This is a genomic window from Flavobacterium gelidicaeli, from assembly GCF_013294005.1.
Lineage (GTDB): Bacteria > Bacteroidota > Bacteroidia > Flavobacteriales > Flavobacteriaceae > Flavobacterium.
In genome coordinates, this window is sequence record NZ_JABSNK010000001.1 from 127,449 (window position 1) to 139,916 (window position 12,468).

The window sequence follows — 12,468 nt, forward strand, 5'->3', positions numbered from 1 at the left end:
TAATTATTTAGATCCCATTGCAGATAACATACCTCCATATACTCCATTTAACGAAGATAAGTTTTTTGTAAGTGACTGCATTTGATCTTTCAATTTCAAATTGTTCTCAGCAACTTCTTCGTTAATTTGAGCGTTTCTTGAAGCGCTTTGTAATTGTACTTTATACAAACTATTTAGAGACTCCATTTGAGCAGCTGCCAAAGTTAACTCTTCGCTATATTTTTTAGTAGAAGCTATTGAATCAACAGTAGGAGCAATTCCTTTTGCAGCAGATTCAAAGTTCTTAATACTGTTTCCTAAACTTGACATTAATTCTCCGTCAATTTTAGCATCTTTAAGCATTGCGTCTAACTTTTGAGACAATAATCCTTGAGCTTCAGCTGGAGCTGCTTCAACTTTTACAGTTTTCTTTTTAGCTTCACCATTATTAAGTTCTGGATAAACTAATGACCAATCATATTCATCATCAACAGGCTCAAAAGCAGATAATGCGAAAATTAACGCCTCAACAACTAATCCGATAGTTAACATTAAGTTTCCTGTAATAATACCAAACTCAATGTGTGTAATTTTGAACAACGCTCCAATGATTACAACTGCTGCACCCATTCCGTATGCGAAATTCATTGCTTTTTTGCTTAATAATGCCATAATTTTAATTTTAAAGTTTTTTATAAATATGAATAGATTTGGTAATGTATTATCTTTTTTTCTTTGCAGTTATCTGCTCACCCATGTAATCTTGAACTGTTCTAAATCCGATGAAACTTCTTGCAGAGTCAGCATATTCAAAATCTCTAGTACTTACTTGTAAAAAGTAAGCCACGTCTTTCCAAGAACCCCCACGAACAACTTTACGTTTGTTTGAAGCATCAAGAACATTAGGATTCATGGTTGAAACATACTCATAAGCATTAGGATCATAAGATGAATCCGTCCACTCAGAAACATTACCAGCCATATTATAAAGGTTATAACCATTAGGATCATATGATTTTGCTTCTACAGTATATAAAGCATCATCCGCAGCATAATCTCCTCTATTAGGTTTGAAATTCGCTAAGAAACATCCTCTATCACTTTTAGCATAGGGACCTCCCCAAGGATATGTAGCAGACTCTAAACCACCTCTAGCAGAATACTCCCACTCAGCTTCTGTAGGTAATCTAAACGAATTCACTAAATCATGTCCTTTCTTTTTAGACTTGATATAAGCATTTTTATTTAATGTTCTCCAAGCACAAAAAGCTTTTGCTTGCGTCCATTTCACACCTACTACTGGATAATCACCATAAGCTTTATGCCAGAAATAGTCATTATGCATTGGCTCATTATAAGAATATGCAAAATCTTTAATCCAAACAGTTGTATCAGGATAAACCTTAACCTCCTCCGTTTTCACAAAGTCTTTTCTTTTACCAACTTTAGCTTTAGCTGCAGCTTGAATATCCATCCAAGAATAACGAAACTTAAGTTTATCAACATCCATAGTTCTCAAACCATTGTAAGAAGACTCTGCTGGTAAATACATTGAATCCATAACTTCAGCATAATACTCATCAGGATACAGTTTTGTATCTTTAATAAGTTTAACCTTTCTATTTAGCTTTCTACTCGCATAAGGATCATCAGAAGTACCGATACTATAATAGTTGTCATACATATACTTGTCATAAGCGGTCATTTTTTCAGGATCAGAATCGTTAAAAGCAAAATCTCCAATGCTTCCAACTTTCTTTCCTTTTCCATCACCACCTTTAACTCCTGTTTCATCAGCTAAAATAGCCAATCTTACTCTCATTGTTGAGTCTTTTACCCAATCAACAAATTGACGGTACTCACTATTTGTAATTTCAGTTTCATCCATATAGAATGCCCTAACGGTTACCGTTTTTGTAGGAGCATCTTGAACATTAGCAATATCTTGATCAGATTTTCCCATGATATAAGACCCACCAGGGACCAATGTCATACCATAAGGCTTTTCAGGATGCCATTTTCCACCGTTAGCTCCGACTAACTCACCTCTGTCTCCTGATTTACCACAGCTGTTTAATAGTGTCAAAATTGCTACAATCGCAACGAGATTCTTCATATAAATTGGGGTTATAAATTCATTATAATTTGAGTGGTCATCATTATTTATTAACTTAATTCAAAAGTAAATAACAACAATAAGTCAACTCTTTATTTTTTAAATAAGTACAATATTAAAACAATTAACATACATTTATTTTACGCTACAAACGTATATAATTATTTTTAAATAAAAAACATTTATTTTAACGTTCTTTTATAATTTTATCAACGCCTTACACCAAAGGTTCTAAACTATATTTTTTCTTTGGGCTTTCCACCATCTTTCGGGCAATTCCTGATTACAAGCACCTAAATATTCATCATATGAACAAGGTAATAACGTATTTCTTTTTAATTTATTATTAACATTTGAAATAAATGGTATTTCTATCCACCATCGATCTGTTTTATCGCTTTTATAAAACACTAAAACTTCATCTTCTATCGGCACTATGTACTTGATATAGTTATCTCTAGTCCCAAAAGGATATTCATTTGAACGGTAATGAAAACCTTCAATAAAATACCAAATAATTTGTGCCACCAATACAGATTCTTGAATAGTACTGTTGTGATTAAATAATCCAAAGACAGACACCTTATCACTTATTCCTGCATATCTAGACAAAGCACAAATTTCTTTTCCATTAAATCCGTTAGGCGCAAATGTTGTGAAATTACCAGAATCTGATGATTTAACAGCATTCAAATCCAAACTTACTATATCAGCATCTCTAAAAACAGGTTCAGCTAAAGCAATATTATTTGAAATTTCACCTAAACGGTATCCATCAAAAAATAATTTTTCGATTAAATCTATCTCTTCTTGTGAATTATAATAGGTTTGATATCCAATGTTGCAATAATTAAAAAGATTGTTTGGCTCATCAATAATCATTTTTGTTAAATAAGAATTCGCTAATTCACCACCATCTTCTTTTCCGAAATCAAATTTACTATCAATAGCAACCAAGTTCACCATTTGCTCCAGCTCATCATAAGCCCTATACAAAGCATAAGTCAAATCCTGTGAACCGCCAATAACTATGGGTACAATTTTAAGCTTAATCAAAGCTGCAGTTACTTTGCGTAAAGCAAAATAAGTATCAGTCGTACTATTACCCGCAAGTATATCTCCTAAATCAGCTACCGTAGCGTCCCAATTACCAGGAAACATTCCATACAATTCTTTCCTGATAGCAGATAAATCAACCGTAGTAGCCCCATGTGCGTTACCGCGATTTTCAGCAACACCAATAACTGCAATAGTAATCTTATTTAAATCAGGAAATTGATCCTGAGTATGAAAAACAACCTTACTAGCTAATTGTTGTGTAGAAAATGTTTTTAATACGGTAAGTATTTCCCCATCTATAGGTTTTAAAAAATCAAACTCCATTCTATTTCTTTTTGGCTACGGTTTTTTTAACTGGTGCTTTTTTAGCAACTGCCTTTTTAGCGGGCGCTTTTTTAGCCGCCACTTTTTTCGCTGGTGTTTTTTTAGCAATCATTTCTTGAACTTCTCCCAAAGTCAATTTTGCCGCATCCACCTCTTTACCTAACTCTATTTTGATTTTTCCTTTGGTAATAACTGAACGCCCCCAACGTGCTTTTTCAACTAGAATTCCTTCGTCTTCCCAATTATGAAGTACTTTATCAATATTTTTCTGTACTTTATCTTCAATTAGCGTTTCAATATCTAATTGTGATAAATTATCAAAATTGTATTTCTTATTCACATTAATAAACAAGCCATTCCATTTAATAAAAGGACCAAATCTACCCACACCTTTTTGAACTCCCTCACCTTTATAAACAGCTATAGGCGCATCAGCAAGTGCTTTTTCATCAATTAGCTGCTTGGCACGATCAAAATCTACATCTAGTGGATTTTCACCTTTTGGCAGTGATACAAATGCAGCTCCATGGCGAATATACGGACCATAACGACCATTACTCACCTCAACTTCTTCTTCTTTGTATTGCCCCAGATTTTTAGGAAGCAAAAACAAGTTTAAAGCTTCTTCTAAATCTATAGTTCCAATATTTTGATCAGACATCAAGCTAGCAAATTTTTTCTCTTCATCATCTGCAGCACCAATTTGAGCCATTGGACCAAACTTTCCTAAACGAACAGAAACTGGTTTTCCACTTTTAGGATCCGTTCCTAAAATCCTTTCACCGCTTTCTCTTTCAGCATTTAGCTCAACATCTTTTACTGTAGGATGAAATTTATCATAAAATTCTTTCATCATGATCGCCCAATCCACATTTCCTTCGGCAATCTCATCAAAATCTTGTTCTACTTTTGCTGTAAAGTTATAATCTAAAATATTCCCAAAATTCTTAACTAAGAAATCAGTAACAATAGTTCCAATATCCGTAGGTACTAATTTCCCTTTATCTGAACCTGTATTTTCTTTCAACAACTTCTCCCCTACTTCATTTGCTTGCAAAGTAAGCTGTGTATAATTACGTTCTTGACCATCAAGATTCCCTTTTTCAACATAATTTCTGTTGATAATAGTAGAAATAGTTGGCGCATAAGTAGACGGACGACCAATTCCTAACTCCTCTAACTTCTTCACTAATGAAGCCTCAGTATAACGAGCAGGTGGTCTTGAATATCTTTCGGTAGCGGTAATATAATTATTTAGTAGTTTCTCGTTTACTTTCATTGCAGGCAACATACCTTCTTGCTCTTCTTCGTCATCATCATGCCCCTCAAGGTACACTTTCAAAAACCCTTCAAAAAGCAATACCTCACCTGATGCAGTAAATAGTTCTTTGTGATTATTCGCTTCAATTTTAACATTAGTACGCTCTAACTGCGCATCACTCATTTGTGACGCTAGTGTTCTTTTCCAAATCAAATCATACAAGCGCGCTTGATCTCTATCAATATTTACGGTATGACGCGACATATCTGTAGGACGAATCGCCTCGTGCGCCTCTTGAGCACCTTTGCTTTTATTTGTAAATGTTCTGGGTTTAGAAAATTCTTTCCCGTAAGATTTAATAATTTCAGCCTGAGCAGCATCCATTGCGTCTTTAGAAAGATTTACACTATCCGTTCTCATATACGTTATCAATCCAGCTTCATACAAACGTTGCGCTAACTGCATGGTTATCCCTACTGGCAAATACAACTTACGAGCTGCTTCTTGCTGCAAAGTAGATGTTGTAAAAGGACCTGTAGGAGATTTCTTTGTTGGCTTCGTTTCTAAATCAGAAACCTTATAAGAAGAACCGATATTTTTATTTAAAAAATCTTCGGCTTCTTTTTTAGTAGTAAAGTTTTTTGGAAGTTTTGCCTTAAACGATTTCCCTGCTTCATTCGTGAATTCAGCAACAACCGAATAACTAGCTACAGCATTAAAATTTTGAATATCACGTTCTCTTTCCACAATTAAACGAACAGAAACCGACTGTACTCGTCCAGCAGAAAGTCCGCCTTTAATTTTTCTCCAAAGTACCGGAGACAGCTCATAACCTACTAATCGGTCAAGGACACGACGCGCTTGCTGAGCATTCACTAAATTATAATCAATTTCTCTTGGATTATCAATAGCTTTTAAAATAGCTGTTTTAGTAATCTCATGAAAAACAATACGTTTTGTTTTTTTTACATCTAATTTAAGCTCCTCAAATAAATGCCAAGAAATAGCCTCACCCTCGCGATCCTCATCACTCGCTAACCAAACCATTTCGGCTTTTTTAGCTAAGCCTTTCAACTTGGTTACTAATGCTTTTTTATCAGATGAAACTTCGTATTTAGGTTTGAAGTTGTTGTCGACATCGACACCTATTTCTTTCGAAGGCAAGTCGGCTATATGGCCATAACTTGACTCTACTTGAAAATCACTACCTAGAAATTTCTCTATTGTTTTCGCTTTTGCTGGGGACTCAACTATTACTAAATTCTTTGCCATTGCTCTATTTTTCTCGGACAAAAGTAGAAGTTTTTTTTAAATATCGGGCTTTTGAATATTTTTAAAATTTTTTTAGTCCAAAAAGCAAGCTATAAAACCCAAGCACAAAGCTCTAATTTGAAAGAAATAATTCTATTCAGTTTTAATCAATTTCACAAGTTTACTATCGCCATTCTTTATATTTAATGTATCATTTATATAATTCACTTTAGAAATTACCACAGTCAAATCATTATCACTAAATATGAATCCAGTAACATTATGAAATTCAAAATATCCATTTTTATCTGAATACGCCTTAAATTTAGGATTTATTGTTTTTATAATTGCTTTTTCAATTGGTGTTTTTGTTTCAGAATCGATAACCAAACCACAAATAGATTGATACCCATCACATGATACAATTAAAAGAAGCGTAACAATTAACATTATTCGTTTCATTAAATGAAAAGGATTCAGAAAAGTATTCATTGAATTTAAGAATATTAATTTAAACTTATTATTAAGCCACACCTATATTATAAGGAATTATCCTTTTCCTGCCACAACCACATCAATCCCCAACTCTTCAAGTTTCGCTTTAGTTTCGTTATCAATACCACTATCTGTAATCAAAACATCAATTTTATTCAAATTACATATTTTACCAAAACCCCTAATATTCATTTTAGTAGAATCTGCCAGTACAATGACCTTTTCAGCTACATCTATCATTGCCTTATTTAAATGGGCCTCAAGAGCATTCGAAGTGCTCAATCCAAAATCCAGATGAATTCCGTCTGTTCCTAAAAATAATTTATTACAAGAAAATTGTCCTAAAATTGATTCCGCAATAGGTCCAACAGCCGAAGTAGAACTGTTTCGAATATCTCCGCCTAACTGTATTGTATCAATACTTGGTTCTTTGCAGAGTTCTAACGAAACCTTTAACGAAGGGGTTAACACCGTTAATTTATGGAAGCCTTTGATAATTTGGGACAAATATTGAATATTTGAACCTGAACCTAAGATCACGTAGTCATTGTTACTTATATATTTTAAAGCCTCTTGCGCAATTTGCTTTTTCTGCTCTACCTGCAAGGTCTCTTTATCATTCACATCTCTTTCAAAAGCATAAATAGGTTGCTTGCTTGCCCCACCATGCGTACGATGTAAAAGCTTTTCGTTTTCCAAGAAGTTCAAATCCTTTCGAATGGTTACGGTTGAAACATTATGAGTTTCACATAAATCAACCACGTTAACATACCCTTTTTGATTTAATTCCTTAAGTATATCCTCTTGCCTCCTATTGATTATAGTCATAATAGCTCCTAGTTTATTTTATTTTGTAAGTATTTAAAGGTACAAAAATAAAATTTATAAATATAATTCGTTTTATTTAATTTGGTTTCGTTTTATTTCATTATGTTTGTTATTCGAAAGTATCGAAAGTTAAAAAACAACAAATATCACACACAATGAAACTATCTGAACAATTAACAAAACTAAAACAAACTCCAGAATGGGATGTAATCATCATTGGTGGAGGAGCCAGCGGACTTGGAACGGCACTTGATGCTGCCAGTAGAGGGTACAAAACTATTTTGGTTGAAGCAGTAGATTTTGCTAAAGGAACCTCTAGCAGAAGTACTAAATTAGTTCACGGTGGCGTACGTTATCTTGAACAAGGTGACGTATCACTTGTGAGAGAAGCACTTAAAGAAAGAGGATTACTAGCTCAAAATGCAGGACATCTTGTTAAAAACCAATCTTTTGTTATCCCTAATTACAACTGGTGGGGTGGTTACTTCTACACTGTTGGATTAACAATTTATGACATGCTTGCTGGTAGATTGAGCTTAGGAAAGTCTAAATATATTTCGAAGAAAAAAACAATTGAACTACTTCCTACTGTTGAGCAAAAAGGATTAGTAAGCGGAGTTGTATACCAAGATGGTCAATTTGACGATTCTCGTTTAGCGATCAACATTGCTCAAACTGCTGTTGAACAAGGCGCTTGTCTTTTAAACTATACTAAAGTGGTTAATTTAATAAAAGACAGCAACAATAAAGTTACCGGAGTCCAAATTAAAGACCAAGAAACTGGAGAATTATACGATTTAAAAGGAAAATCTATCATAAATGCAACTGGGGTTTTCACCAATGCAATAATGAAACTAAACGATACTGTTTACAAAAAATACATTGTTCCTAGTCAAGGAATTCATCTTGTTTTTGACAAATCATTCTTACCCAGCGATCACGCATTAATGATTCCGAAGACAAGTGACGGTAGAGTATTATTTGCCGTGCCATGGCATGATAAAATTGTAGTAGGAACCACTGACACTTTAATAAAGAGCCACAGTCTTGAACCTATTGCATTAGAAAAAGAAATTGAGTTTGTATTAGAAACAGCACAACGCTTTTTAGCAAAAAAACCTACACGTGCTGATGTATTGTCGGTTTTTGCAGGACTGAGACCACTTGCCGCTCCTGAAAAAGAAGGCAAGAGCACTAAAGAAGTTTCTAGAAGTCATAAAATTATAGTTTCGGATACTGGCTTAATTACTATAACTGGCGGTAAATGGACTACTTATAGAAAAATTGCCGAAGACATTATTGACAAAGCGATCGCTGTTCGTCAATTACCAAAAAAAGAATGCAAAACAGAACATATTGCAATTCACGGAAACATAAAAACCAGCACAGCAAACCGTGAAAACCATTTATACATTTACGGAACTGATATCCCAAAAATACTCGCACTTCAAAACGAAGAGCCTGAATTAAAACAAAAACTACACCCTGATTACGACTATACCATGGCCGAAATTGTTTGGGCAATTCGTAACGAAATGGCAAGAACAATTGATGATGTACTATCAAGAAGAGTTCGTTTATTATTCTTAGATGCTCGTGCAGCGGTAGAAGTTTCAGAAAAAGTTGCAAAAACAATTGCAAAAGAGCTTGGACATAATAATGCTTGGGCTGAAGAACAAGTAGCTGAATTTAAAAAACTAGCAAACGGATTCCTTTTAACAGAATACAGATCAAATTAATTAACCACCACAATACATTATAAACTATGAAAGACAAATTAATCTTAGCGCTTGATCAAGGGACAACTTCCTCGAGAGCCATCGTTTTTAACCATAGCGGGGAAATTGTAAACATTTCTCAAAAGCCATTTGAACAAATATTTCCAAAACCAGGATGGGTAGAACATGATCCTAACGAAATTTGGTCTTCACAAATAAGTGTTGCTGCAGAAGTAATTGCAAAAACAGGAATAAACGGAAAAGAAATTGCTGCGATTGGAATTACCAATCAAAGAGAAACTACAATTGTTTGGGATAGAGAGACTAGTGAACCTATTTACAATGCGATTGTTTGGCAAGATCGAAGAACAGCAAAATACTGTGACGAATTAAAAGCACAAGGTCATGCTGAGATGATTCAAAAGAAAACCGGGTTACTTCTAGACGCCTATTTTTCTGGAACTAAAGTTAAATGGATTCTTGACAATGTTCCTGGCGCTCGTGAAAAAGCCGAACAAGGAAAATTATGTTTCGGAACAGTAGACACTTGGCTAATTTGGAAATTGACTCGTGGCGCTATGTTCATGACTGATGTCTCCAATGCTAGTAGAACATTATTATTAAATATCCATACTTTAGAATGGGACGACGAATTATTAGCATTATTCACTATTCCTAGAGCAATGCTACCTGAGGTAAAACAAAGTAGTGAAATATACGGAGAAACCTGTACCACTTTATTCGCAACAAAAATTCCGATAGCAGGTGTTGCAGGAGATCAACAAGCAGCACTTTTTGGTCAATTATGTACAGAACCCGGAATGGTAAAAAACACTTACGGGACGGGTTGCTTTATGTTAATGAACACAGGTGACAAACCTGTTTATTCTAAAAACAACTTACTAACAACTGTTGCATGGAAAATTAAAGGAAAAACAACTTACGCATTAGAAGGAAGTGTTTTTGTAGGAGGAGCTGCCGTACAATGGTTAAGAGATGGAGCAAAAATGATTGAGTCTGCAGAGGAGATTGAGACTTTAGCATTAAAAGTTCCTGATAATGGCGGCGTGTATTTTGTACCTGCACTTACTGGTTTAGGAGCACCACACTGGGATCAATATGCTAGAGGAGCTATTGTAGGAATCACTAGAGGAACTACAAACGCCCACATTGCCCGCGCTACACTTGAAGGAATCGCTTATCAAGTTTATGATTTAGTAAAAGCCATGGAAGGTGATTTTGGAAAAGAAGGAAAAGAATTGCGTGTTGATGGTGGTGCCGTTTCAAATAACTTACTAATGCAATTTCAATCAGATTTATTTGATTTTAAAGTAATCAGACCAAAAACATTAGAAACAACTGCATTAGGAGCTGCATATTTGGCTGGACTAGCAATTGGGTATTGGGATAGTGTAGATGATTTACAACAACAATGGTCAATAGACCGTGAGTTTACTCCAGAGATGCCTCGCGAAGAAGTAGACAAACTTGTTCACAACTGGGACAGAGCCGTGGGACGTGCTTCAAACTGGATCGAAGATTAAATTGTAAATCATTTAAAAACACTAAAATATGACACCATTTATAGCAGAAATCATTGGTACAATGCTAATGATATTATTAGGAAACGGAGTAGTTGCAAATGTTGTTCTTAAAGACACTAAAGGACACAATTCAGGATGGATTGTTATTACAACTGCTTGGGCTTTTGCAGTATTTGTAGGAGTAGTTGTTGCAGGCCCAGTAAGTGGCGCACACTTAAATCCTATTGTAACATTAGGATTAGCCTTAGTTGGTAAATTTGCTTGGAGCCAAGTTGCGACTTACATACTTGCGCAAATGATTGGCGCCATGTTAGGAGCATTTTTAGTTTGGCTTTCACACAAAGATCATTTTGCTGTCACAGAAGATGAAGGCGGAAAACTAGCTTGTTTTAGCACTGGTCCAGCTATTAGGAATTATAGTTCCAACTTAATTAGTGAAATCATAGGAACCTTTGTTCTTATTTTTGTGATATTTTATCTTTCAGGCCCTGACTTAAGCATTGCTACTGCAGCTGATGCAAAAATAGGATTGGGATCAATAGGCGCTTTGCCTGTTGCCATATTAGTATGGGTAATTGGACTAAGCTTAGGAGGCACAACTGGATACGCAATCAACCCAGCTAGAGATTTAGGCCCTAGAATTGTTCATTCCTTACTTTTTAAAGGAAGCAGTGACTGGAGCTACTCTTGGGTTCCTATTGTGGGTCCAATAATAGGATCTAGTCTTGCAGCATTTTGTTATTTAATGCTTACTTAAATCCAATTTAAAACAAACCAAAACCATGAAAAAATTTATAATTGCCGCTGTAATCTCACTTACAGGGTTGGCTGGATACGCCCAAAAAACAAATGTTTCAGACACTATAATTGTTGCTGTGAAAGAAACAAAAGCATCACGTTTAGATTTTAATGTAGGGATTGAAACCAGTCACTTATGGAGAGGATTAGTTATTAATGATGGTATGACTGCAACTGGAAACATTCATTATGCCTTAAATGAAAGCCAAACATTAAAAGTGGGTATTTGGGGTGGCGCAGGTTTTGATGGTACCTACCGCGAGATAAACTACTATGTTCAATATCAAAAAAACAACTTATCTATAGCGATATGGGATTTATTTAATACCACTGGAATTGCATCTCCAAAGGTTTTTAATTATGATAAACTAACTACAACACACATTATTGACTTAAGGACTTCATACCGTTTTCCAGAAGCTTTCCCAATACGCATTGAAGCAGATGTATTATTGTATAGCGGCTTAAATGATCGTGAATTAAACAGTAACAATGATTTTAGAAGTAGAAATTCTACTTATGTAGAATTAAGCTACCCATTGATTAGAGACCAAAAAGTAAACTTAAACGCTTTTATAGGTGCTGCATTCCCGTTGAACGGAAGCAAACACTTATTCACAACGAAAACTCAAAGCAATTTTGACGTAGTAAACACAGGTATAAAAGCCACTAAAAATATCGAAATATTTAATTACAAACTACCTGTTTCTGCCACTGCAATGTGGAACCCTTCTAACAAAATTGCTAGAATACAGTTAGACGTAAATCTATTTTAAAGTTTTAATTTTAATTTGTTGGTTAAAGGCTCTCTTTTTTCAAAAGAGAGCCTTTTTTTTGGTAATAATCATCCTCAGTTCCTAGCCTGGATAGCAGCATAAAGCGCACAGCAAAAAAAGCTTGAGTTTCTAGAGGTATAAAAGCGACTAAAAGAAGCTCTTTATATCACTTAAGAAACCCTGCTTTTTTGCGAGCACTTGAAGCGAATAGCCAGAAATAGCTCCTAATAAAAACACCCATAATTAGTAAGCTTCAAATTGCATTTTAAATTAAGCTAAATTTTGTTAAATCTTCGGCTGACAACTTGTCAGATTGTTT

Annotated in this window: 10 protein-coding genes; 4 read left to right on the plus strand and 6 right to left on the minus strand. The window is 34.8% G+C overall.

Features of this window, described 5'->3' with window-relative positions; genetic code table 11:
• Nucleotides 1-3 precede the first annotated feature (3 nt).
• The 6 genes from porL to HNP99_RS00585 all read right to left on the minus strand — a co-directional run bounded on the left by porL (nucleotide 4) and on the right by HNP99_RS00585 (nucleotide 7,313).
• Complete coding sequence (gene porL, locus HNP99_RS00560; RefSeq protein WP_173850223.1) at nucleotides 4-651, minus strand: type IX secretion system motor protein PorL/GldL; 648 nt, start codon at nucleotides 649-651, stop codon at nucleotides 4-6.
• A gap of 49 nt (nucleotides 652-700) precedes the next feature.
• A complete protein-coding gene (porK, locus tag HNP99_RS00565) occupies nucleotides 701-2,095 on the minus strand; it encodes a T9SS ring complex lipoprotein PorK/GldK (RefSeq protein WP_173850224.1) in 1,395 nt (464 codons plus the stop codon).
• A 231-nt stretch (nucleotides 2,096-2,326) separates the two neighbouring features.
• On the minus strand, nucleotides 2,327-3,478 hold the full coding sequence (locus HNP99_RS00570; RefSeq protein ID WP_173850225.1) for a formimidoylglutamase: 1,152 nt from the start codon (nucleotides 3,476-3,478) through the stop codon (nucleotides 2,327-2,329).
• Between the two features lies 1 nt (nucleotide 3,479).
• Nucleotides 3,480-6,011: a type I DNA topoisomerase gene (gene topA / locus HNP99_RS00575; RefSeq protein ID WP_173850226.1), complete on the minus strand. Its 2,532-nt coding sequence runs from the start codon at nucleotides 6,009-6,011 to the stop codon at nucleotides 3,480-3,482.
• A gap of 132 nt (nucleotides 6,012-6,143) precedes the next feature.
• The gene (locus HNP99_RS00580; RefSeq protein WP_173850227.1) at nucleotides 6,144-6,482 is read right to left on the minus strand and encodes a carboxypeptidase-like regulatory domain-containing protein; all 339 of its coding nucleotides are present in this window, start codon (nucleotides 6,480-6,482) and stop codon (nucleotides 6,144-6,146) included.
• A gap of 57 nt (nucleotides 6,483-6,539) precedes the next feature.
• Nucleotides 6,540-7,313 carry a DeoR/GlpR family DNA-binding transcription regulator gene (locus HNP99_RS00585; RefSeq protein WP_173850228.1) on the minus strand — a complete coding sequence of 258 codons (774 nt, stop codon included), beginning with the start codon at nucleotides 7,311-7,313 and terminating at the stop codon, nucleotides 6,540-6,542.
• Nucleotides 7,314-7,468: 155 nt separating this feature from the next.
• Between HNP99_RS00585 and HNP99_RS00590 the strand changes: the two genes are divergently transcribed.
• The 4 genes from HNP99_RS00590 to HNP99_RS00605 are packed head-to-tail and all read left to right on the plus strand — an operon-like array spanning nucleotide 7,469 to nucleotide 12,149.
• Complete coding sequence (locus tag HNP99_RS00590) at nucleotides 7,469-9,052, plus strand: glycerol-3-phosphate dehydrogenase/oxidase (protein ID WP_173850229.1); 1,584 nt, start codon at nucleotides 7,469-7,471, stop codon at nucleotides 9,050-9,052.
• 26 nt (nucleotides 9,053-9,078) lie between these two features.
• Nucleotides 9,079-10,575 carry a glycerol kinase GlpK gene (glpK, locus tag HNP99_RS00595; RefSeq protein ID WP_173850230.1) on the plus strand — a complete coding sequence of 499 codons (1,497 nt, stop codon included), beginning with the start codon at nucleotides 9,079-9,081 and terminating at the stop codon, nucleotides 10,573-10,575.
• A 28-nt stretch (nucleotides 10,576-10,603) separates the two neighbouring features.
• Nucleotides 10,604-11,332, plus strand: a complete 729-nt coding sequence (locus HNP99_RS00600) for an MIP/aquaporin family protein (RefSeq protein ID WP_173850231.1) — start codon at nucleotides 10,604-10,606, stop codon at nucleotides 11,330-11,332.
• Between the two features lie 25 nt (nucleotides 11,333-11,357).
• Nucleotides 11,358-12,149, plus strand: coding sequence for a hypothetical protein (locus HNP99_RS00605; protein WP_173850232.1), 792 nt, complete (start codon nucleotides 11,358-11,360; stop codon nucleotides 12,147-12,149).
• Nucleotides 12,150-12,468: the final 319 nt, after the last annotated feature.

What these genes read in the sequence shown, in the direction of transcription:
- porL (WP_173850223.1), bottom strand. Translation starts at nt 651, where the DNA reads ATGGCATTATTAAGCAAAAAAGCAATGAATTTCGCATACGGAATGGGT.
- porK (WP_173850224.1), bottom strand. Translation starts at nt 2,095, where the DNA reads ATGAAGAATCTCGTTGCGATTGTAGCAATTTTGACACTATTAAACAGC.
- HNP99_RS00570 (WP_173850225.1), bottom strand. Translation starts at nt 3,478, where the DNA reads ATGGAGTTTGATTTTTTAAAACCTATAGATGGGGAAATACTTACCGTA.
- topA (WP_173850226.1), bottom strand. Translation starts at nt 6,011, where the DNA reads ATGGCAAAGAATTTAGTAATAGTTGAGTCCCCAGCAAAAGCGAAAACA.
- HNP99_RS00580 (WP_173850227.1), bottom strand. Translation starts at nt 6,482, where the DNA reads ATGAATACTTTTCTGAATCCTTTTCATTTAATGAAACGAATAATGTTA.
- HNP99_RS00585 (WP_173850228.1), bottom strand. Translation starts at nt 7,313, where the DNA reads ATGACTATAATCAATAGGAGGCAAGAGGATATACTTAAGGAATTAAAT.
- HNP99_RS00590 (WP_173850229.1), top strand. Translation starts at nt 7,469, where the DNA reads ATGAAACTATCTGAACAATTAACAAAACTAAAACAAACTCCAGAATGG.
- glpK (WP_173850230.1), top strand. Translation starts at nt 9,079, where the DNA reads ATGAAAGACAAATTAATCTTAGCGCTTGATCAAGGGACAACTTCCTCG.
- HNP99_RS00600 (WP_173850231.1), top strand. Translation starts at nt 10,604, where the DNA reads ATGACACCATTTATAGCAGAAATCATTGGTACAATGCTAATGATATTA.
- HNP99_RS00605 (WP_173850232.1), top strand. Translation starts at nt 11,358, where the DNA reads ATGAAAAAATTTATAATTGCCGCTGTAATCTCACTTACAGGGTTGGCT.